The 19826-nt window shown below is 70.6% G+C and carries 18 protein-coding genes; 15 read left to right on the top strand and 3 right to left on the bottom strand.

The annotated features are described in order from the left end of the window. The 3 genes from dapD to map are packed head-to-tail and all read right to left on the bottom strand — an operon-like array spanning position 1 to position 4402. Positions 1-996, bottom strand: coding sequence for a 2,3,4,5-tetrahydropyridine-2,6-dicarboxylate N-succinyltransferase (dapD, locus tag CEK68_RS03980; RefSeq protein WP_152238599.1), 996 nt, complete (start codon positions 994-996; stop codon positions 1-3). Continuing rightward, a complete protein-coding gene (locus tag CEK68_RS03975; protein WP_152238641.1) occupies positions 996-3596 on the bottom strand; it encodes a [protein-PII] uridylyltransferase in 2601 nt (866 codons plus the stop codon). The genes dapD and CEK68_RS03975 overlap by 1 nt, the downstream gene beginning before the upstream one ends. A 29-nt stretch (positions 3597-3625) precedes the next feature. Beyond that, positions 3626-4402, bottom strand: coding sequence for a type I methionyl aminopeptidase (gene map, locus CEK68_RS03970; protein ID WP_150409013.1), 777 nt, complete (start codon positions 4400-4402; stop codon positions 3626-3628). 227 nt (positions 4403-4629) lie between these two features. Between map and CEK68_RS03965 the strand changes: the two genes are divergently transcribed. The 15 genes from CEK68_RS03965 (at position 4630) to rseP (ending at position 19815) form a co-directional block, all read left to right on the top strand. Then, positions 4630-5133 carry a spore coat U domain-containing protein gene (locus CEK68_RS03965; RefSeq protein WP_017912102.1) on the top strand — a complete coding sequence of 168 codons (504 nt, stop codon included), beginning with the start codon at positions 4630-4632 and terminating at the stop codon, positions 5131-5133. A gap of 14 nt (positions 5134-5147) precedes the next feature. After that, the gene (locus tag CEK68_RS03960) at positions 5148-5888 is read left to right on the top strand and encodes a molecular chaperone (protein ID WP_152238598.1); all 741 of its coding nucleotides are present in this window, start codon (positions 5148-5150) and stop codon (positions 5886-5888) included. Further along, positions 5839-8208, top strand: coding sequence for a fimbria/pilus outer membrane usher protein (locus tag CEK68_RS03955; protein ID WP_152238597.1), 2370 nt, complete (start codon positions 5839-5841; stop codon positions 8206-8208). The genes CEK68_RS03960 and CEK68_RS03955 overlap by 50 nt, the downstream gene beginning before the upstream one ends. Then, positions 8205-9227, top strand: a complete 1023-nt coding sequence (locus tag CEK68_RS03950) for a spore coat U domain-containing protein (protein WP_152238596.1) — start codon at positions 8205-8207, stop codon at positions 9225-9227. The genes CEK68_RS03955 and CEK68_RS03950 overlap by 4 nt, the downstream gene beginning before the upstream one ends. Positions 9228-9308: 81 nt before the next feature. Continuing rightward, entirely contained in the window at positions 9309-9629 is a 321-nt protein-coding gene (locus CEK68_RS03945; protein WP_152237623.1) for a hypothetical protein, read from the top strand. Continuing rightward, positions 9629-10345: a fimbria/pilus periplasmic chaperone gene (locus tag CEK68_RS03940; protein WP_152238595.1), complete on the top strand. Its 717-nt coding sequence runs from the start codon at positions 9629-9631 to the stop codon at positions 10343-10345. The genes CEK68_RS03945 and CEK68_RS03940 overlap by 1 nt, the downstream gene beginning before the upstream one ends. A gap of 275 nt (positions 10346-10620) precedes the next feature. Continuing rightward, entirely contained in the window at positions 10621-11418 is a 798-nt protein-coding gene (gene rpsB / locus CEK68_RS03935; protein ID WP_017911569.1) for a 30S ribosomal protein S2, read from the top strand. Positions 11419-11569: 151 nt separating this feature from the next. After that, positions 11570-12448, top strand: a complete 879-nt coding sequence (gene tsf / locus CEK68_RS03930) for a translation elongation factor Ts (RefSeq protein ID WP_017908840.1) — start codon at positions 11570-11572, stop codon at positions 12446-12448. Positions 12449-12566: 118 nt separating this feature from the next. Continuing rightward, entirely contained in the window at positions 12567-14063 is a 1497-nt protein-coding gene (locus CEK68_RS03925) for a GGDEF domain-containing protein (protein ID WP_152238594.1), read from the top strand. A gap of 81 nt (positions 14064-14144) precedes the next feature. Then, positions 14145-14867 carry a UMP kinase gene (pyrH, locus tag CEK68_RS03920; protein ID WP_010344040.1) on the top strand — a complete coding sequence of 241 codons (723 nt, stop codon included), beginning with the start codon at positions 14145-14147 and terminating at the stop codon, positions 14865-14867. A 195-nt stretch (positions 14868-15062) separates the two neighbouring features. Beyond that, a complete protein-coding gene (gene frr, locus CEK68_RS03915) occupies positions 15063-15620 on the top strand; it encodes a ribosome recycling factor (protein WP_010344041.1) in 558 nt (185 codons plus the stop codon). 38 nt (positions 15621-15658) lie between these two features. Further along, positions 15659-16399, top strand: a complete 741-nt coding sequence (gene uppS / locus CEK68_RS03910) for a polyprenyl diphosphate synthase (protein WP_017908842.1) — start codon at positions 15659-15661, stop codon at positions 16397-16399. Further along, positions 16396-17220 carry a phosphatidate cytidylyltransferase gene (locus CEK68_RS03905; protein WP_017908843.1) on the top strand — a complete coding sequence of 275 codons (825 nt, stop codon included), beginning with the start codon at positions 16396-16398 and terminating at the stop codon, positions 17218-17220. The genes uppS and CEK68_RS03905 overlap by 4 nt, the downstream gene beginning before the upstream one ends. 4 nt (positions 17221-17224) lie before the next feature. Continuing rightward, positions 17225-18430, top strand: a complete 1206-nt coding sequence (dxr, locus tag CEK68_RS03900; RefSeq protein WP_150408999.1) for a 1-deoxy-D-xylulose-5-phosphate reductoisomerase — start codon at positions 17225-17227, stop codon at positions 18428-18430. Positions 18431-18456: 26 nt separating this feature from the next. Further along, positions 18457-19815 (top strand): RIP metalloprotease RseP, encoded by a 1359-nt coding sequence (rseP, locus tag CEK68_RS03895; protein WP_152238593.1) that lies wholly within the window; start codon positions 18457-18459, stop codon positions 19813-19815. The last annotated feature ends 11 nt before the right edge of the window (positions 19816-19826 follow it).

The following is a 19826-nucleotide window of genomic DNA, read 5'->3' as shown; positions in this document are numbered from 1 at the left end:
TCAGTCGGCCAGGCCGCGCAGCAGGTCGTTGACGCTGGTCTTGCTGCGGGTCTTGGCGTCGACCTGCTTGACGATCACCGCGCAGTACAGCGAGTGCGAGCCGTCCTTGGCGGGCAGCTGCCCGGACACCACCACGCTGTACGGCGGCACGTAGCCGTAGGAGATCTCGCCGGTGGCGCGGTTGTAGATGCGCGTGCTCTGGCCCAGGAACACGCCCATGCCGATCACGCTGTGATGGCCGACCACCACGCCCTCCACCACCTCCGAGCGCGCGCCGATGAAGCAGTGGTCCTCGATGATGGTGGGGCTGGCCTGCAGCGGTTCGAGCACGCCGCCGATGCCGGCGCCGCCGGACAGGTGGCAGTGCTTGCCGATCTGCGCGCAGGAACCGACCGTGGCCCAGGTGTCGACCATGGTGCCCTCGCCCACGTGCGCGCCGATGTTGGTGAAGCTCGGCATCAGCACCACGTCCTTGCCGAAGTAGCTGCCGCGGCGCGCCACCGCGCCCGGCACCACGCGCACGCCGGCTTTGCGGAACTCGGCTTCGTGATAGCCGGCGAAGCGCGCTTCCACCTTGTCCCAGAACGGCGCCGGCTGCGCTTCCACCACGGCCATCTCGTTGACCCGGAAGTACAGCAGCACCGCCTTCTTCAGCCACTCGTTGACCTTCCAGCCGCCGTGCCCGTCCGGCTCGGCGACACGGAACTCGCCGCTCTCCAGGCCATCGATGACGCGGTTGACCACCGGCCGGGTCGACCCCTCGATCTCGTCGAGCGTCAGCGTGGCGCGGCGCTCGAAAGCGCTGTCGATGGTGAACTTCAGCTCGTCGGCGCTGGGCACGGCCACCGGCTTGGCGCGCAGCGGCTTCGGTGCGGGCTTGGCGGGCTTGCTCGCCACGGTCGGCGCCGCAGGCTTTGCGGCAACCGGCTTGGCCGTCTTCTTGGGGGCCGCCGTCTTGGCAGCGGACTTCTTGGCGGCAGGCTTCTTGGTGGCCATCAGCGGGGGTCTCCAGGCGGGGTATCGGGGTCCAGGCAGGCCTGCAGCGCGGCCTGCAACGCCTGGCGGGCGGCGTCGGGCAACGGCAGGTTGTGCTCGTCGGTGATGTGGAACAGATCCTCGGCGCGCTCGCCGAAGGTGGCGATGCGCGCGTCGTGCACGCGCAGGTGCTGCCGGCGCAGCACCTGGGCCACGTCCGACAGCAGCCCGGGGCGGTCCGGCGCGACCAGGCTGAGCCGGGTCAGGCGGCCGTCGAGGCTTTCGCGGAATTCGATGCGCGGGGCGAAGCGGAAATGCCGCAGCTGGCGCGGCACCACCCGCCGCGCCGGGCGCAGCCGCGCCAGGTCGCCGGCCAGCGCCTCGCGCAGTCCGGCCTGCAACTGCGCGATGTCGCCGCTGGCGAAGGCGTCGGCCGGCATCACCTCGAAGGTGTCGAAGATCGCCCCGTGCGGGGCGTCGAGCACGCGCGCGCGATGGATGCCGTAGCCGAGCCGGTCCAGGGTCATCACGATCGCGGCGAACAGGCCGTCGCGGTCCGGCGAATACACGAACACTTCCAGCGCCGCGTCGTCGGGGGTGACCGGGCGCACCTTGACCAGGGTGCCACCGAGTTCCACCTCCATCAGCGAGGTCGCCTGCCAGGCCAGTTGCTCGGGACGGAAGCGCAGGAAGCTCTCGTCCGGCATGCCGGCGAACTGGCGGTCGATGATGGCGTCGTCGTGGCCCTGGATGTGCATCAGCGCGCGCGCGGCCTCGCGCGCCTCCTGCAGGCGCTCGGCCACCGGCAGCGGATGCTCCAGGCCTTCGCGCAGGGCGCGGCGCGCGGCGAAGTACAGATCGGCCAGCAGCCGGTCCTTCCACGCATTCCACAGCTTGGGGCTGGTGCCGGCGATGTCGGCGCAGGTCAGCAGGTACAGATAGTCCAGGCGCTCGCGGTCGCCGACCAGGCTGGCGAAGCGATGGATCACCTCCGGATCGGCGATGTCCTGCTTCTGCGCGGTCACCGACATGCGCAGATGCTGCTCGACCAGCCAGGCGACCAGCTCGGTGTCGGCGGCGCTGAGCGCGTGCGCGGCGCAGAACGCGCGCGCATCCACCGCGCCCAGCTCCGAATGGTCGCCGCCGCGGCCCTTGGCGATGTCGTGGAACAGGCCGGCCAGCAGCAGCAGTTCCGGCTTGCGCAGCCGCGGCCAGACTTCATGCGCGATGGAGAAGCGTTCGTCGGCGCGCGCGTTGGCGAACACCGCCATGTTCTTCAGCACCATCAGCGTGTGCTGGTCGACCGTGTACACGTGGAACAGGTCGAACTGCATGCGCCCGGACACCTGCGCGAACGCCGGGATCCACTGCCCGAGCACGCCCAGCCGCGCCATCCGGGTCAGCGTCTGCACCGCGCGCGGGCCACGCAACAGCGCCAGGAAGCGCTCGCGCGCGGTCGGGCTGGCGCTGGCGTAGGCCGGCAGATGCGGCAGCGCCTCGGCCAGCGCGCGCGCGGTCAGCGAATGCAGGCCGCGGATCTCGCCGTGCGCGGCCCAGGTGGCGAACAGCGCGAACACCTGCACCGGATCGGCCTGCGGCCAGCGCTCGTCGTCGGCGGCCAGATAGCCACGGCGCAACGAGAAGCCGCCGTCCAGCGGCTGCGGCTGCGCTTCGCCGTCGAACTGTTCCTCGAAGCGCTGCAGCAGCCGGTCGCTGAGCCGGCGCACGATCGCCGCGCTGCGATAGAAGCGCTGCATCATCTTTTCGACGCCCAGACTCTCGACGTCGTCGGAGAAGCCCAGGCGCTGCGCCAGGGTCTTCTGGTAATCGAAGCGCAGGCGCTCTTCCGGACGGTTGGCGACCAGGTGCAGCCCGTAGCGCAAGCGCGCCAGTTCGCGGCGCTCGCGGCGCAGCGCGGCGGCCTCGTCGCCGCCGACGTGGCCGAGCCCGATCAACGGCTCCAGGTCGCGCACGCCGAATGCGCGCAGCGCCATCCAGCCCAGCGTATGCAGGTCGCGCAGGCCGCCGGGGCCGTCCTTGATATCCGGCTCCAGGTTGTCGGCGGTGTCGCCGAAGCGCTGGTGGCGGGCCTGCAGCTCCTCGCGCTTGGCCATGAAGAATTCGCGCGGCGGCCACACCCGCTGCGGAGCGATGGCCGCCGCCAGCGCCGCCTTGGCGGCGGCGTCGGCCTGCAGCGGGCGCGCCTCGATCAGCGCGGTCAGCACGGTCTGGTCGGCGCAGGCCGCGGTGCACTGCGCGGCCGAGCGCACCGCATGGCTCACCGGCACGCCGGCGTCCCACAACAGCGGGAACAGCCGTGCCAGCGCCGGTTCGCAGGCGGGATCGAGGTCGCCGAACACCAGCAGGTCGATGTCCGAGCGCGGGAACAGTTCGCCACGGCCATAGCCGCCAACCGCGAACAACGCCAGCCCGGCCTCGCGCGGCACGCAGCGGCTCCAGGCGTGGCGGATCAACTGGTCGAGCGCGCGCGCGCGCAGCGCCAGCAGGCGATCGATGTCATCGCCCTGGTCGAAACGCTTGCTCAGCCGCGCATCGGTCTGCGCCAGCAGTTGCCGGACCGCAGCCGCCCAACCGGCGTCGTCGACGCCGGCACCGGGCATGCCGGCATCGGCACCGGCCGGCAGCAGGCTCACGGTTCGCCGAGGCCGCCCGGCGACAGGGTCAGGACCTCCACCCCATCCTCGGTGACGGCGACCATGTGCTCCCATTGCGCGGAGAGCTTGCGGTCCTTGGTCACCACGGTCCAGCCGTCCGGCAGCACGCGGGTGTAGCGCGTGCCCTCGTTGATCATCGGCTCGATGGTGAAGGTCATGCCCGGCTTCAGCACCAGGCCATCGCCCGGCCGGCCGTAGTGCAGCACCTGCGGTTCGTCGTGGTAGACCTTGCCGATGCCGTGGCCGCAGTACTCGCGCACCACGCTGAAGCGCTCGCTCTCGGCGTACTGCTGGATCGCATGGCCGACGTCGCCGAGCGTGGCGCCCGGCTTCACCGCGCGGATACCGCGCCACATCGCCTCGTAGGTGGCCTCGATCAGGCGCCGCGCCATCACCGACGGCGTGCCGACGCAGTACATGCGGCTGGTGTCGCCATGCCAGCCGTCCTTGATCACGGTGACGTCGATGTTGACGATGTCGCCGTCCTTCAGGACCTTGCTGTCGCTGGGGATGCCGTGGCAGATGACATTGTTCACCGACGTGCACACGGTCTTCGGGTAGCCGCGGTAGCCGACGTTGGCCGGGACGGCGCCCTGCACCTTGACGATATGGTCGTGGCAGATGCGGTCCAGCTCGGCGGTGGTGACGCCGGGCTTCACGTACGGGCCGATCAGGTCCAGTACCTCGGCGGCCAGGCGGCCGGCCACGCGCATCTTCTCGATGTCCTGCGGAGTTTTCAGATTGACGGTCATGGTCGTCATTATCGCTCATCCCGGCGCTGGCTGAACGCGCCGGGCGCATTGCCGGGTTTTTGGCACGCCGGCGCGGTCGCCGCTGCCTTCATCGCACTGAACACGGCGCCCTGTGGCGGTCATCCCATGTGAAAACTGGATAACGATCCATAAATATGTGAACTGGCGCGCATTTTGCACCTGGCGGTGGCACCGGCGGTTGTCCGCCCTCACCGAAGAACCCTGCCATGTACCTCTTCCATCGCGTTCTCGCCTTCCTCGTGCTGTTCGCCGCCGGGACCGGCCTGGCCTGGGCCCAGTCCGACTCGCGCACCTTCAACGTCAAGATTCAGATCACCAGCGTCTGCGACATCCAGACCGCGCCCACCGACGTCGATTTCGGCAGCGTCAATTCCACCCAGACCGCGATCAACAGCACCGGCACCTTGAACGTGCGCTGCACCTCCGGCACGCCGTACAACATCGCGCTGAACGCCGGTTCCGGCTCCGGCGCCACGGTCACCACCCGCACCATGGGCAGCGCCGACGCCAGCAACACCGCACGCGTGCCGTACGCGCTGTACCGCAATGCCGCGCGCACCCAGAACTGGGGCTCCACCATCGGCACCGACACCCAGGCCGGCACCGGCAATGGTGCAGTGCAACCGATCACCGTCTACGGCCAGGTCGCCAGCACCAACTACCCTGCCGGTTCGTACAGCGACGTCGTCACCGCCACCGTCACCTGGTAACCGGAGCCGCCTGCATGCGTTCGCGACTGTCTTCTTTCCTGCGCCTGCCGGCGCTCGCCGCGCTGTGGCTGGCGGCGGCCGGCGCGGCTGTCGCGGCGAGCCTGCAGGTGGCGCCGACCTCGGTGTCGCTGCGTGCCGAGGAGACCGCGCAGGGCCTGTGGCTGAGCAACAGTGGCGACGTGCCGCTGCGCGCGCAGGTGCGCGTGTTCCGCTGGCAGCAGCGCGACAGCGAGGATGTGCTCGACCCCAGCGACCGCATCGCGCTCAGCCCGCCGATGCTGCAACTGGCGCCGCACGCGCGGCAACTGGTGCGGGTGATCCGCCTGGATCCCGCGCCCGGCGCGCACGAGGACGCCTACCGCATCCTGGTCGACGAGTTGCCCAGCCAGGATGCCGGCGCCAGCGCCAGCGCCGGGCTGCAGTTCGTGCTGCGCTATTCGGTGCCCGTGTTCCTGCAGCCAGCGGTGGCCACCGCGCCGGCGTTGCATGCGCGGCTGGTCCGCGACGGCGCGGGGGCGGCGCTGGAAGTGCGCAATGAGGGCAACGGCCACGCGCAACTGGTGGACCTGCAGTTCGTCGCCGGCGACGGCCGCCGCAGCGCGATCGCCGAAGGCCTGGCCGGCTACGTGCTGCCGGGCCAGCGCAAGCGCTGGCCGCTGCCGGCGGCGCTGGCGCAGACCCAGGGAACGTTCGAGGCAAGGATCAATGGCGAGCCGCGCGCGCAGTCGCTGGTCGTGGACGCCGCGGCGCCCTGAACTGCTGCTGGCGCTGTGGGCCGGCAGCGCCGCGCTCGCCGTGGCCCAGCCGCAGCCGCCGCCACGGCGCGAGGCGACCGCTCCGGCGCAGGAGACCCTGTACCTGGAGGTCACCCTGAACCAGACCCGCCAGCCCGGCCTGTTCCAGTTCCAACGCGACGGCGAGCAACTGCGCGCCAGCGCCGCCACCCTGCGCCAGCTCGGCCTGCGCGTGGACGGCAGCGACGCCAGCGCGGCGATCGCCCTGGGCGACCTGGACGGCGTGCGCTTCCGCTACGACGCCAGCCTGCAGCAGGTGACGATCGACGCGCCGGTGGCGCTGCTGGACGTCGCCACCACCCGCATCGACGCGCGCGGCGGCGTGCCGTCGCTGCCGGCGACCAGTTCACCCGGCGCATTGCTCGACTACGACCTCTACGCCAGCCGCCAGGGCGGCGCCAGCAATCTCACCGCCAGTGGCGAGCTGCGCGTGTTCGGTCTGGGCCAGGGCCTGCTGCGGCAGTCCTTCGTCGGCCGCGTGTACCGCGAGCCGCAGCAGGACTGGCGTGCCCAGACGATCCGCCTGGACACGCAATGGCAGTGGTCGCTGCCCGAGCGCATGACCAGCGTGGTGCTGGGCGACACCTTCAGCAGCAGCACCAGTTGGAGCCGCACCGTGCGCCTGGGCGGCGTGCGGGTGGGCAGCGACTTCGGCCTGCAGCCGTATCGCGCGATCACCCCGTTGCCGGAGTTCCTCGGCGAAGTGACGGTGCCGTCCAGCGTGGACCTGTACGTCAACGGCATCCGCCAGTACGGCGCGCAGCTGCCGGCCGGGCCGTTCCAGCTGTCCGCCGCGCCGGGCGTGGACGGCGCCGGCAATGCCCAGGTGGTGATCACCGACGCCTACGGCCGCACCCGCTCGCTGGCCTTTCCGTTCTATGCGACCCAGGACTTGCTGGCCAGCGGGCTGACCGACTGGTCGCTGGCGCTGGGCCGGGTGCGCGAGGAGTACGGCGTCGCCGATTTCGCCTATGCCGGCGACACCGTCGGCAGCGCCAGCTGGCGGCGCGGACTCGGCCCGCGCTTCACCGCCGAGGCGCATGCCGAGGCCGGCGCCGGCGTGCGCAACGCCGGGGTCGGCGGCCTGTGGCTGTTGCCGCGTGCCGGCGTGTTCGGCGCCTCGTTGGCGCACGGCGGTGCGGCCGAACAGCACGGCCTGCAGTACGCGCTGAGCTACCGCTGGAACAACGGCCGCTTCAACCTGGCGATGGATACCCAGCGCGCGCAATCCGGCTACCGCGACGTGGCCGCGCGCTACGGCGCCGCGCCGCCGCGGATCAGCGAGCGCGCCCTGTTCGGCAGCACCTGGGACGGCGTCGGCAACATCGCCCTGAGCTACGTGCGCCTGGCCTACCCCGACAGCGGCGACCAACGCTACGCCAGCCTGTTCTGGACCCGGGCCCTGCCGCGGCAGTCGTCGTTGAACCTGAGCATCAACCAGAACCTGGACCAGGCCAGCGACCGCAGCCTGTACCTGGGCTGGTCGATCGCGCTGGACGGCCGCCGCCAGGCCGGCGTGGCGATGCAGCGCATCGGCGCGCGCACCAGTGCGACGGCGGACCTCAGCCAGGCGGCGGCCGCCGACGGCGGCAGCGGCTGGCGGCTGCAGGCGCGCGGTGGGCAGGACGGCGGCGGCGGCTTGGCCGAGGCCAGCTGGCGTGGCGACAGCGCCCGCTACGCCGGCGGCATCGCCAGCGCCGGCGGCCAGCGCTACGCCTATGCAGAAGCGTCGGGCGGCGTGGCCTGGATCGGCGGCGGCTGGTTCCCTGGCAGCGATCTCGATCAGGCCTTCGCCCTGGTCTCCACCGGCGGCGTCGCCGACGTGCCGGTGCTGCTGGAGAACCGGCCGATCGGCCGCACCGATGCGCGCGGCTTCCTGCTGGTCACGCCGCTGCTGGCCTGGCAGCACAACCGGCTGTCGATCGATCCGATGCGCCTGCCGCCCGAGTTGCGGCCGGAGCAGGTCGACCAGATCGTGGTACCGCGCGATCGGACCGGGGTGGTGGTGGCGTTCCCGATCCGCCGCAGCGACGGCGTGCTGGTGCAACTGCACGACGCCGCCGACGCGCCGCTGCCGGTCGGCAGCCGGGTGCATGGACCGGGCGTCGACACCGTGGTCGGCTACGATGGCCAGGCCTATGTGGAAGGGCTCGCGCCCGGCCGCAACGACCTGGAGGTGGACATGCAAGGAAGCCGCTGCCGGTTCCGGATCGAGCGCCCGACGCAGGCGCCGCCCACCCGGCTGGGTCCGCTGCGCTGCCTGCCGGAGCGCACGCCGTGAGCGCGCGCGCCTGGCGGATATGGCTGCCGGCGCTGCTGCTGGTGGCCGCGGCGCTGCTGCCGCAGCGCGCTGCCGCGACCACCACCTGTACCGCGCAGGCCACGGCGGTGAGCTTCGGCACCCTCTCCGACACCGCCGCCACCGACGCCACCGCACAGATCCTGGTGACCTGCCAGACCGGCGCGATCAGCGTGCTCGGCACGATCTACGTGCGCATGTGCCTGAACATCGGCGAGGGCGCGCAGGGTGCCGGCCTCGGCATCACCCCGCGGCGCATGCTCAACCCGCTCAACGACAGCCTCGGCTTCCAGCTCTACCGCGACAGCGCGCGCAGCCTGATCTGGGGCAGCGCGCTGAGCGGTTCCACGCCGCTGCAGGTGGACCTGACCTATTCGTCGCTGGCGACCGGCGGCAGCGGCACCGGCACCTACACCATCTATGCGCGCGTCCCGTTGCAAAGCGGCATCGCCACCGGGACCTACCAGAACAGCTTCAGCGGCGTGTACACCAACCTGCAGTACCGCTACGACGAGCCGTTGGTCGGCAACCCCGCGGTGATTCCCACCTCCTGCACCACCGGCGGCAAGGGCGGCGGCACCTCGGTGCAGTTCCCGTTCGTGGCCAGCGCCACCGCCGCACCGACCTGCACCATCGCCAGCATCGCCGACCTGGACTTCGGCACCCAGTCCGGCCTGATCGACAACCCGCTGAACTACACCACCGTGCTCAGCATGAACTGCCGCTACCGCACCGCCTGGCAGGTGAGCCTGGACAATGGCCAGAACGCCAGCGGCAACGTGCGCCGCATGCGCAGCGCCAGCGGCCAGTACCTGACCTATGAGCTGTACCGCGACGCTGCGCGCACCCAGCGCTGGGGCAGCACCCTGAATACCGATACCCAGACCGGCACCGGGACCGGCAGCGCACAGGCGCTGACCCTGTACGGGCAGGTCCCGGCCCGGCAGACGCCCGCCCCGGGCAGCTACAGCGACGTGGTCAAGGTCACCGTCACCTACTGAGGCCTGAACGGCGCCAGCGTGCCGGTCAAGTTGTCGTGGCGAGGGCCGCTATTGGCTGTGTCCTCCCCGGAGTCCCGCTCGATGACTGCGCCGTTCCTGCGACCGCTGCTGCTGGCGAGCCTGTGCGTGGCCGGCGTCGACGCGGCGGCGCAACCCGCCGTCGGCACCGGCGGCGCGATGTTGCGGATCGGTATCCGTATCGAACGCAGTTGCGAGATCGGCGCCCCGGCGCGTCCGCAACCCGGGGCACTGCCGACGGTCGCCTGCAACCGCCCGCTGGCCTACCAGGTCAGCATCGACGGCACACCCGCGCCCGGCGCCGGCATGGCGTTGGCCTTGAGCCTGCCCGCCGCCGGCATCACGCCGCGCACGTCGGCGGGCTACGCCACGGTCGCGTTCTGATGGGCAGCGCCCGCGCGCGCCTGCTGCCGGCGCTGCTGCTGGCGCTGGCCGGCAGTGCTGGCGCGGCCGGGGTCCGGATCAGTCCGACCCTGGTGCAACTGGCACCCGGCGAGACCAGCACCGACATCTGGCTGAGCAATACCCAGGACCGCCACTGGCAGGCGCAGGTCACGGTGTACCGCTGGCGGCAGAGCGACGGGATGGACGACCTGGAGAGCACCGACGAGGTCCGCGCCAGCCCGCAATCGATCGACATCCCCGCGCAGGGGCGGCAACTGCTGCGGCTGGTGCGTACCGGCCCTGCGAGCGCCAACGAAGGCGCCTACCGCCTGGTGCTGGAGGAACGCATCGCCCCACCCGACACCGGCGCGCCTGCCACGCAGGGCGCTCCGTTGCTGCTGCGCTATTCCACGCCCGTGTTCCTGAGCCCTGCGGACCCGGCAGCCGCACCGCGCCTCAGCACCCACCTGATCGCCGGCGCGCGCGGGCCAGAGCTGGTGGTGCACAACCGCGGCAGCGCCCACGCCCGGCTCAGCGACCTGAGCTTCGTCGGCGCCGACGGCCGCACCCAGACCCTGTTCCCCAGCCTCGCCGGCTACATCCTGGCCGGCGACTACAAGCGCTGGCCGCTGCCGGCCGCCGCGGCCGCGCCCGGCGGCCGCTTCGCGGCACGGCTCGACGACCAGGCGCCACTGCAGCCGCTGCCCGCCGAGTGAACCGCCCGGCGCATTGCGCCACCGCCGTCCGCCAGGTATAGTGCGCGGCTTCGTCGTGCCTGTCATCGGCCGATAGACCGTCCACGCCGGACGCACCGGCGAATTCACACCTGCCGCCATCGCCCGTGCCGGGGTGCTCCGCAAGGAGTTCGGCCACGGAGGCGGCAGGGAGGCCCAACCCCGGAATCGTCGTGCGGCCCGCAAGGCCGCCGTCATGCGCGCGCTTCACCCATTCCTGCCCGCGCACGGCCGGTTCCCCATCAGGAGTCACTGCAATGCCTCAGGTCACCATGCGTCAGATGCTGGAAGCCGGCGTCCACTTCGGCCACCAGACCCGCTACTGGAACCCCAAGATGGCGCCGTACATCTTCGGCGCGCGCGGCAAGATCCACATCATCAACCTCGAGAAGACGGTTCCGCTGTTCAACGACGCGATGAACTTCATCTCCAGCGTCGCACAGAAGCGCGGCACCATCCTGTTCCTGGGCACCAAGCGCAGCGCCCGCGACGCGGTGAAGGAAGAAGCCGAGCGTTGCGGCCAGCCGTTCATGACCCAGCGCTGGCTGGGCGGCACGCTGACCAACTTCCGCACCGTCAAGCAGTCGGTGGCGCGTCTGAAGGAGCTGGAAGCGGCCGAGACCGACGGCACCTTCGACAAGCTGGTCAAGCACGAAGTGCTGACCCTGCGCCGCGAGCGCGACAAGCTGGAAGCCTCGCTGGGCGGCATCAAGGAAATGAACCGTCTGCCCGACGCCCTGTTCGTCATTGACATCGGCCATGAAGACATCGCCATCAAGGAAGCCAAGAAGCTCGGCATCCCGGTGATCGCGGTGGTCGACACCAACTACAACCCGGACCTGGTCGACTACGCCATCCCGGGCAACGACGACGCCATCCGCGCCGTGCAGCTGTACGCCCGTGCCGCCGCCGACGCCGTGCTGGAAGGCAAGGCCGCTGCGCCGAACGCCGCCAGCGTGCGCGAGGAAGAGTTCGCCGAGGGCGCCGACGACAAGGGCCGCGGCCCGCGCAAGAACGGCAAGAAGGCCGAAGAGACCGCTCCCGCCGCCGAGTAACCGGCGCGCCATGCGGCTGCGCGATCATGCGCAGCCGCCGCCCGGCGCGTTCGGCGCGCCCGGCTTCGCGAGCGCCGCCTGCGGCGCCCGCTTCCCAGATCTACCGGCCGGCCGCAAGCCGGCCTTTTCCCACCTTTCGTGAGGACATCCCGTGGAAATCACTGCTTCCCTGGTCAAGGAACTGCGCGAGCGCACCGGCGCCGGCATGATGGAGTGCAAGAAGGCACTCACCGAGAACGCCGGCAACATCGACAACGCCGCCGAGTGGCTGCGCAAGTCGGGCCTGGCCAAGGCCGACAAGAAGGCCGACCGCGTCGCCGCCGAAGGCCGCATCGCGATGGCCCAGGACGGCGGCAAGGCGGTCCTGGTCGAAATCAACTCCGAGACCGACTTCGTCGCCAAGGACAACAACTTCCTGGCCTTCACCGACGCCGTCGTCCAGGCCGCCCTGGCCTCCGGCGCCGCCGACGTCGAAGCGCTGAAGAGCGCCAAGCTGCCCAGCGGCGAGACCGTCGAGGAAGCCCGTGCCGCGGTCATCGCCAAGGTCGGCGAGAACGTGCAGGTGCGCCGCCTGGTGCGCATCGACAGCGCCAACAACGTCGCCGCCTACGTGCACGGCGGCCGCATCGGCGTGCTGGTCGAGGTCAAGGGCGGCGACGCCGACCTGGCCCGCGGCATCGCCATGCACATCGCGGCGATGAACCCGCCGCACGTCAAGGCGTCCGACGTCCCGGCCGAGTTCGTGGCCAAGGAAAAGGAAATCGAGCTGGCCAAGATGTCGGAGAAGGACAAGGCCAAGCCGGCCGACATCCTGGAGAAGATCATCAGCGGCAAGATCGCCAAGATCGTCAACGAGGTCACCCTGTACGGCCAGCCCTACGTGCTGAACACCGACCAGACCGTGGAGCAGGCGGTGAAGGCCGCCGGCGCCGACGTGGTCGGCTTCCAGCGCCTGGCAGTGGGCGAAGGCATCGAGAAGGTGGTGGAAGACTACGCCGCCGAAGTGATGAAGCAGGCCGGCCTGGCCTGATCCCGCGCCCGGGAAGAAAAGAGCCGCGCTTGTCGCGGCTTTTTTTTTACGGGTGTACGCTGCGCAGGCCGGGACAGGCCGCTCCCCCACCTCTCATTCCATGCCGTATCGGAAGTGCATGCATCCTGAACTCGAAGCGATCCTGAGTCACTCCCGCGACCTGCCCTCGCCCCCCGGCGTTGCCTTGCGCATCATCGAACTGGCGCAGGATGCGGACGTGGACCTGGCCGCGACCGCCGATGCGATCGCCATGGACATGGCATTGAGCGCGCGCATGCTGCGCATCGCCAATTCCCCGCTGTACGCCAGCCGACGCCGCGTCGACAACCTGGGCCAGGCGCTGACCATGCTTGGCCTCAACGCCGCGCTGAGCCTGGCCCTGGGCTTCTCGATGGTGCAGAGCCTGCGCGGCGGCAGCGGCGAGCCGCAGGAACGGCTGTGGCGACGCAGCGTGCTGGCGGCACTGGCCAGCCGCCTGCTCGGCCAGGCCGCGGGGTTGCGCAAGCACGAGGAGCTGATGCTGGCCGGGCTGCTGCAGGACATGGGCGCACTGGCCCTGCTGCACGTCTGCCACGACCAGTACGCCACCCTGCTGCACGAGGCGGCCGGCGATCCGCAACGGCTGAGCGCGCTGGAGCGCGAGCACCTGGGCGCCGACCGCGCCGAGGTCGGCGCCTGGCTGGCGCAGAAATGGAAGCTGCCCGCCTACCTGCAGCGCAGTATCGGCGGCGGCGGCACTGCCGGCGCCGCGACCGAACCCTTCGACACCTGCGTGCGCCTGTCCGGCGCCGTCGCCGACATCTGGCTCGGCGACGATCCTGAAGCCGCGCGCACCCACGCCATGCAGTGCGCCTATCGCGACCTGCAACTGGACAGCCGCCGCTTCGACGAGGTGGTGGGCCACATCGCCGAGGCGCTGCCGACGGTCAGCCCGATCTTCGACGTGCGCATCGCCCAGCCGGAACGGGTCGACGCGATCATCAGCCATGCCCGCGAGCTGATGGTGCTGCGCAACCTGCGCGAAGTGCAGGAAGCCAACCGCGTGCGCCAGCGCGCCGACGAGTACGAGCAGCACGCACGGCGCCTGGCGGAACAGGCCAGCCGCGATGCCCTCACCGGCGTGTTCAACCGGCACCAGCTGGACACTTTGCTCAAGCAGCAGTTCGAACTGGCCAATCGCCACGACTGGCCGCTGTCGGTGGCCTTCATCGATCTGGACGATTTCAAGAAGATCAACGACGCGCACGGGCACCTGGTCGGCGACCAGGTCCTGCGCGCATTCGCGCAGACCCTGCAGCCGATGCTGCGCGCCAGCGACACCGTGGCGCGCTTCGGCGGCGAGGAATTCCTGGTGCTGTTGCCCAACACCGGCGAAGAGGCCGCGCTGGGCGTGATGCGGCGCATCCTCGCCGAGATCGCGCAGCGGCCGATGGCCGACACCAAGCAGGGGCCGCTGCACATCAGCTTCTCCGCGGGCGTGGCCACCCAGGGCGGCCGCGAGCGTTTCAACAGCGCGCAGGAACTGCTGCAGGCGGCCGACGACATGCTGTACAGCGCCAAGCACGGCGGTCGCAATCGCGTCACCGCGCGTTCGTCCGGCGAGGCGCAACGCTGAAGCATCGCCGGCGGCACAGACGCGCTGGCGCGCATCGGCTAAAATCGTGTGGTTTGCCCGTCATCCCCCAACGAGGTCGCCATGTCCCAGCTCGCCTATCGCCGTATCCTGTTGAAACTGTCCGGCGAAGCGCTGATGGGAGACGGGGACTACGGCATCGACCCGAAGATCATCAATCGCCTCGCCCATGAGGTGATCGAGGCGCAGCAGGCCGGCGCGGAAGTGGCGCTGGTGATCGGCGGCGGCAACATCTTCCGCGGCGCCGGTCTGGCCGCCAACGGCATGGACCGGGTCACCGGCGACCACATGGGCATGCTCGCCACCGTCATCAACGCGCTGGCGATGCAGGACGCGCTGGAGAAGCTCGGCGCCAAGGTGCGGGTGATGAGCGCGATCAAGATCAACGACGTGTGCGAGGACTTCATCCGCCGCCGTGCGATCCGCCACCTGGAAAAGGGCCGCATCGCGATCTTCGCCGCGGGCACCGGCAACCCCTTCTTCACCACCGACTCCGGCGCCGCGCTGCGCGCGATCGAGATCGGTGCCGACCTGCTGCTGAAGGCGACCAAGGTCGACGGCGTGTACGACAAGGACCCGAAGAAGCACGCCGACGCCGTACGCTTCGACAGCCTGACCTACGACGAGGTCATCGCCCGCAACCTGGAAGTGATGGACACCGCCGCCTTCGCCCTGGCCCGCGACAGCGACCTGCCGCTGCGCATCTTCAACATGGGCCAACCCGGCGAACTGCTGAAGATCCTGCGCGGCGCCGAGATCGGCACGTTGGTGAAGGGAAGGGGCTGACGCCGCGGGAATAGGGAATCGGGAGTGGGGAATCGCAGAGCGTTGCGCACTGCAGCATTGGCGCTGGCCACGATCCCCCGCCACATTGGCGTTCAGTTGGGCGCGCCGGAATCCGCCCTTGCCATTCCCCATTCCCGATTCCCTACTCCCGGCAGGCTATAATCGTCCGATTCAGATTCAGCACGGACACCGGCGATGCTCAACGAAATCAAGCAAGACGCACAGACCCGCATGGCCAAGAGCATCGACGCGCTGCGTCATGCGCTCATCAAGGTGCGCACCGGCCGCGCGTCGACCGCCTTGGTCGAGCACCTGAAGGTCAACTACTACGGCTCGGACATGCCGCTGAGCCAGGTCGCCAGCGTGGCCGTCGCCGACGCCCGCTCGCTGACCATCACCCCGTGGGAAAAGCAGATGGTCGGTGCGGTCGAGAAGGCGATCCTGGCCTCGGACCTGGGCCTGACCCCGAACACCGCCGGCACCACCATCCGCCTCAACCTGCCCGCGCTCACCGAGGAGCGCCGCCGCGAGCTGTCCAAGGTCGTGCACGGCGAAGGCGAGGACACCAAGGTCGCGATCCGCAACATCCGTCGCGACGCCAACCAGCAGGTCAAGGATCTGCTGAAGGACAAGAAGGTCACCGAGGACGAGGCCCGCGCCAGCGAGGACGACATCCAGAAGCTGACCGACAAGGCGATCAAGGACGTGGACGACGTGGTCAAGGGCAAGGAACAGGAACTGATGGCGGTCTGAGCCTGCGCCTGCCGGCCATGCCTTCCGACCCCATCCCCATGTCCCTGCCCCGCCACCTGGCCATCATCATGGATGGCAACGGCCGCTGGGCGCAGCGCCGCCGCCGGCCGCGCGTGATCGGCCACCGCGCCGGCGCGCGTGCGGTCAACCGCACCATCGACTTCTGCCTGGAGCGCGGCATCGGCGCGCTGACCCTGTTCGCCTTTTCCAGCGAGAACTGGGGGCGCCCGCAGGAGGAAGTGGACGCGCTGATGAAGCTGTTCCTGCACGCGCTCGACCGCGAGGTCGAGGAACTGCAGCGGCGCGGCGTGCGCGTGCGCTTCATCGGCGACCGCGCGCGCTTCGCGCCGTCGCTGTGCGAGCGCATGGCCCAGGCCGAGGCGCGCACCCGCGACAACCAGGCGCTGCACCTGTCGATCGCCGCCAGCTACGGCGGCCGCCAGGACATCGCCCTGGCCGCGCGCGCGCTGGCCGAGGACGTCGCCGCCGGACGCCTGCGCCCGGAGCAGATCGACGAGGACGCGCTGTCGGCGCGCATGGCGCTGGCCGACCTGCCGCCGCCGGACCTGTTCATCCGCACCGGCGGCGACCTGCGCATCAGCAACTTCCTGCTGTGGCAGCTGGCCTATACCGAACTGTGGTTCACCGAGACCCTCTGGCCCGAGTTCGGCCCCGAGGTGCTGCAACAAGCCCTGGACGACTACGCCCGCCGCGAGCGACGTTTCGGCCTCACCAGCGCGCAGGTCGCCGAAGCGGCGACGGAGAACGTTTCCGCATGACCCGTACCCGCGTCATCGCCGCGCTGATCATGGCCCCGCTGGCCATCTGCGCCATCCTGCTGCTGCCGACCCAGTGGCTGGTCGCGCTGGCCGCCCTGATCTTCCTGATCGGCCTGTGGGAATGGCTGAAGCTGGCCGAGGTCGACGACACCCTGCCGCGCACCATCCTGCTGATGCTCAACCTGCTGCTGATGGTGCTGCTGGTGTGGGCCTCGGCCGGCTCCCTGGTGCTGTTCCAGCTGACCACCCTGATCGGCGCCGGCTGGTGGTGCGTGGCCTTGCTGTGGCTGGGCTTCTACCGCTTCGGCTCCGACCACGCCACCTACGCGCGGGTGTTCAAGCTCGCCGCCGGCACCCTGGCGATCGTACCGGCCTGGGCCGCGCTGGGCCTGATCCACGCCAGCGAGCCCAACGGCCACCGCTGGCTGCTGACCGCGCTGGCGACGGTGTGGGCCGCCGATTCCGGCGCGTATTTCGCCGGCCGCCAGTTCGGCAAGCACAAGCTGGCGCCGCGGATCAGCCCCAACAAGACCGTGGAAGGCCTGGTCGGCGGCCTGCTGGCCGGCCTGATCGTGGCCGCCGGTTTCGGCTGGCTGGCCGGGGTGACCCTGCCGCACCTGCCCGGGCTGCTGATCGTGGCCGCGGTCAGCGTGCTGGCCTCGGTGGTCGGCGACCTGTTCGAGAGCCTGCTCAAGCGCCACGTCGGCGCCAAGGACTCGGGCAACGTGATTCCCGGTCACGGCGGCGTGCTGGACCGGATCGACGGCGTGCTGGCGGCGCTGCCGATCTTCGCGCTGGGCAAGGACATCTTCGGGTTCTGAGCCAGTGAACACGCAACGCAGCAAGACCCCAGCGGTCCGCACCATCGCCGTGCTCGGCGCCACCGGCTCGATCGGCGCCTCGGCGCTGGACGTGATCGCGCGCCATCCGCAGCGCCTGCGCGCCGGCGTACTGGCCGCCGGGCGCAACGTCGACGCGCTGCTGGCGCTGTGCGCCACGCACCGTCCCGCGCATGCGGTGATCGCCGATCCGGCGCTGTACCCGGCGCTGCGCGACGGCCTGCGCGCGGCCGGGCTGTCGACCCAGGCGCATGCCGGCGACGCCGCACTGGACCAACTGGTGGCCAGCGACGCCTGCGACAGCGTGGTCGCCGCCATCGTCGGCGCGGCCGGCCTGGCCTCGACCCTGGCCGCGGCCCGCGCCGGCAAGCGTCTGCTGCTGGCCAACAAGGAAGCGCTGGTGCTGGCCGGCGAACTGGTCACCGCCGCGGCGGCCGCGGCCGGCGCCGAGATCATCCCGATCGACAGCGAGCACAACGCCATCTTCCAGTGCCTGCGCTCGCGCCAGACCGGTGCCGAGGTGCGGCGGGTGCTGCTGACCGCCTCCGGCGGCCCGTTCCGCGGCTGGGACCGCGCGCGCCTGCAGGCGGTGACCCCGGCGCAGGCCGTGGCGCACCCGAAGTGGTCGATGGGGCCGAAGATCTCCGTCGATTCGGCGACGTTGATGAACAAGGGCCTGGAGGTGATCGAGGCCCACCACCTGTTCGCGCTGGCGCCCGAGCGCATCGAGGTGCTGGTGCACCCGCAGAGCCTGGTGCATTCGCTGGTCGAGTTCATCGACGGTTCGACCCTGGCGCAGATGGGCCTGCCGGACATGCGCACCACCCTGGCGGTGGGCCTGGGCTGGCCGGACCGCATCGCCTCCGGGGTCGCCGGGCTGGACCTGCTGACGCAGGGCCGGCTGGATTTCGAGGCGCCGGACCTGGACGCTTTCCCCTGCCTGGGCCTGGCCTGGCGCGCGATGCAGGCCGGCGGCAGCGCCCCGGCGATCCTGAATGCGGCCAACGAAGTGGCTGTTTCAGCCTTTCTTCAGGGCCGGATCGGTTTCCTATCGATTCCTGCGCTGGTCGAGAACGCCCTGACCGAGCTGCCTGCGGTCGCGGCCGATTCCCTGGACGCATTGCTGGCGGCGGATGCGCACTCGCGCAAGATCACCGAACTCGCCATTGCCCGCCACTTCGCCCATGCTTGATCCCCACGCCGCCATGAGTCACGCGCATGGGTAATGTCGTCGGCTCCATCTGGTGGATGCTGGTCAGCCTGGGCATCCTGGTGACCTTCCACGAGTTCGGCCATTTCTGGGTCGCCCGCCGCTGCGGGGTCAAGGTGCTGCGCTTCTCGGTGGGCTTCGGCAAGCCGCTGTGGTCGCGCTACGACCGCCACGGCACCGAGTTCGCGATCGCCGCGATTCCGCTCGGCGGCTATGTGAAGATGCTCGACGAACGCGAGGGCGAGGTGGCCCCGGCCGAGCGTGCGCAGGCCTTCAACAACAAGAGCGTGTGGCAGCGCATCGCCATCGTCGCCGCCGGCCCGATCGCCAACCTGATCCTGTGCGTGGCGTTCCTCTGGGCGATGTTCGTGATCGGCAAGCAGGATTACGCGCCCATCGTCGGCCGCGCCGAGGGCCTGGCGCAGCAGGCCGGATTCCAGCCCGGCGAGCGCATCGTCCGCGTCGGCGACCGCGACGTCGCCACCTGGAGCGAGGCCGCCATGCAGTTGACCGTCGCCGCCATGGACCGCGAGGACGTGCCGGTGCAGACCGAGGACGCGCAGGACGGCGCCAGCCATACCCGGACCCTGCGCCTGTCGCAGCTGCCGGTCGGCTTCGACGAGCAGCAGGTGCCGGCCCTGGCCGGCCTGACCTGGCGCTTTACCCTGCAGCCGGCAGTCATCGCCAACGTCACCGCCGGCTCGGCCGCCGACGGCGTGCTGCGCCCCGGCGACCGCGTGCTGGCGGTGGACGGCACCCCGATCACCAGCGCCGACCAGGTCGCAACGCAGGTGCAGGCCCTGGGCCGCGGCGGCGGCAACGGCCTGATCGAGGTCGAGCGCAACGGCGAGCGCCTGGCCCTGGACGTCCATCTCAAGCAGGCCGCCGGCCCCGGCGCGCCGCGCTGGACGCTGGGCGTGGCCATCGGCGAGCAGCGCCGCCCGGCCTACGACGCCACCCTGCGCTACGGCCCGCTGGCGGCGATCCCGGTCGCCTTCCGCGAGACCGGCCGGCTGGCCGGCGACACGCTCGGCATCCTGCGCCGCATGCTGACCGGCGAGGCCTCGCTGAAGAACGTGTCCGGCCCGATCACCATCGCCAAGGTCGCCAACGTCTCGGCCAAGCAGGGCCCGGACTGGTTCCTGAATTTCCTGGCGCTGCTGTCGCTGAGCCTGGCGATCATGAACCTGCTGCCGATCCCGATCTTGGACGGCGGGCACTTGCTGTATTACCTTATCGAGTTGGTCAAGGGCAGCCCGCTGAGCGAGCGCGCCATGGCGGCGGGGCAATTCGTGGGCCTGACGTTGCTGGCAGGACTGATGGGGTTGGCGTTCTACAACGACCTTTTCGGCCAGGCCCTGCGATGACCCGCGCCGAT

It is taken from the genome of Xanthomonas sp. LMG 12461 (genome assembly GCF_009192935.1).
Lineage (GTDB): Bacteria > Pseudomonadota > Gammaproteobacteria > Xanthomonadales > Xanthomonadaceae > Xanthomonas_A > Xanthomonas_A sontii.
Note: the sequence above shows the minus strand (reverse complement) of the source record. Positions and strands in the feature narration are given on the sequence as shown.

Excerpts from the sequence above, each read along its gene's own strand:
- pyrH (WP_010344040.1), top strand. The coding sequence starts at position 14,145 with ATGTCCCAGCTCGCCTATCGCCGTATCCTGTTGAAACTGTCCGGCGAA.
- CEK68_RS03955 (WP_152238597.1), top strand. The coding sequence starts at position 5,839 with ATGGCGAGCCGCGCGCGCAGTCGCTGGTCGTGGACGCCGCGGCGCCCT.
- CEK68_RS03905 (WP_017908843.1), top strand. The coding sequence starts at position 16,396 with ATGACCCGTACCCGCGTCATCGCCGCGCTGATCATGGCCCCGCTGGCC.
- CEK68_RS03945 (WP_152237623.1), top strand. The coding sequence starts at position 9,309 with ATGACTGCGCCGTTCCTGCGACCGCTGCTGCTGGCGAGCCTGTGCGTG.
- rseP (WP_152238593.1), top strand. The coding sequence starts at position 18,457 with ATGGGTAATGTCGTCGGCTCCATCTGGTGGATGCTGGTCAGCCTGGGC.
- rpsB (WP_017911569.1), top strand. The coding sequence starts at position 10,621 with ATGCCTCAGGTCACCATGCGTCAGATGCTGGAAGCCGGCGTCCACTTC.
- CEK68_RS03925 (WP_152238594.1), top strand. The coding sequence starts at position 12,567 with ATGCATCCTGAACTCGAAGCGATCCTGAGTCACTCCCGCGACCTGCCC.
- CEK68_RS03960 (WP_152238598.1), top strand. The coding sequence starts at position 5,148 with ATGCGTTCGCGACTGTCTTCTTTCCTGCGCCTGCCGGCGCTCGCCGCG.
- map (WP_150409013.1), bottom strand. The coding sequence starts at position 4,402 with ATGACCGTCAATCTGAAAACTCCGCAGGACATCGAGAAGATGCGCGTG.
- uppS (WP_017908842.1), top strand. The coding sequence starts at position 15,659 with ATGTCCCTGCCCCGCCACCTGGCCATCATCATGGATGGCAACGGCCGC.
- CEK68_RS03975 (WP_152238641.1), bottom strand. The coding sequence starts at position 3,596 with ATGCCCGGTGCCGGCGTCGACGACGCCGGTTGGGCGGCTGCGGTCCGG.
- frr (WP_010344041.1), top strand. The coding sequence starts at position 15,063 with ATGCTCAACGAAATCAAGCAAGACGCACAGACCCGCATGGCCAAGAGC.
- CEK68_RS03940 (WP_152238595.1), top strand. The coding sequence starts at position 9,629 with ATGGGCAGCGCCCGCGCGCGCCTGCTGCCGGCGCTGCTGCTGGCGCTG.
- dapD (WP_152238599.1), bottom strand. The coding sequence starts at position 996 with ATGGCCACCAAGAAGCCTGCCGCCAAGAAGTCCGCTGCCAAGACGGCG.
- CEK68_RS03965 (WP_017912102.1), top strand. The coding sequence starts at position 4,630 with ATGTACCTCTTCCATCGCGTTCTCGCCTTCCTCGTGCTGTTCGCCGCC.